The 508-nt window shown below is 77.0% G+C and carries 1 pseudogene; it reads left to right on the top strand.

Annotated features, from left to right (window positions below):
* Positions 1–508: pseudogene (locus HW578_RS27550) on the top strand (copper-transporting ATPase); the annotation flags it as partial.

The raw sequence follows: 508 nt of genomic DNA, 5'->3' as shown, positions 1-508 counted from the left end.
CTGGCGCGCGCCGGCTATCGCCTGGCGGCGTCGGACCGGGCCCCCGGCGCCGACCCTGGCGCGGCGCGCGAACGCCGCGACCTGCTGGCCGCCGGCCTGCTGAGCGCCCCCTTCCTGCTGGGCATGGTGGGCATGGCGTTCGGCCAGGACTGGATGCCCGGCGCCTGGGTCCAGGCTGCGCTGGCGACCCCGGTGGTGTTCTGGCTGGGCGCGCGCTTCTGGCGTGCGGGCTTCGCGGCGCTGCGCGCGGGCAGCGGCAACATGGACCAGTTGGTGGCGCTGGGCACCGGCGCCGCCTGGGGGCTCTCGGTGTTCCTGCTGCTGCGCCACGGCGCCCACCACGCCCATGCGCTGTATTTCGAGGCCGCGGCCGTGGTGGTGTTCTTCGTTCTGCTGGGAAAGTGGCTCGAGGCGCGGGCGAAGCGCGCCACGGGGGCGGCGATCGCCGCGCTGCTCGACCTCGCGCCGCGCACCGCGCGCCGGATCGAGGGCGGCGCGGAGGCCGAGG

It is taken from the genome of Roseomonas rosulenta (assembly GCF_016106005.1).
Classification (GTDB): Bacteria; Pseudomonadota; Alphaproteobacteria; order Acetobacterales; family Acetobacteraceae; genus Neoroseomonas; species Neoroseomonas rosulenta.
Note: the sequence above shows the minus strand (reverse complement) of the source record. Positions and strands in the feature narration are given on the sequence as shown.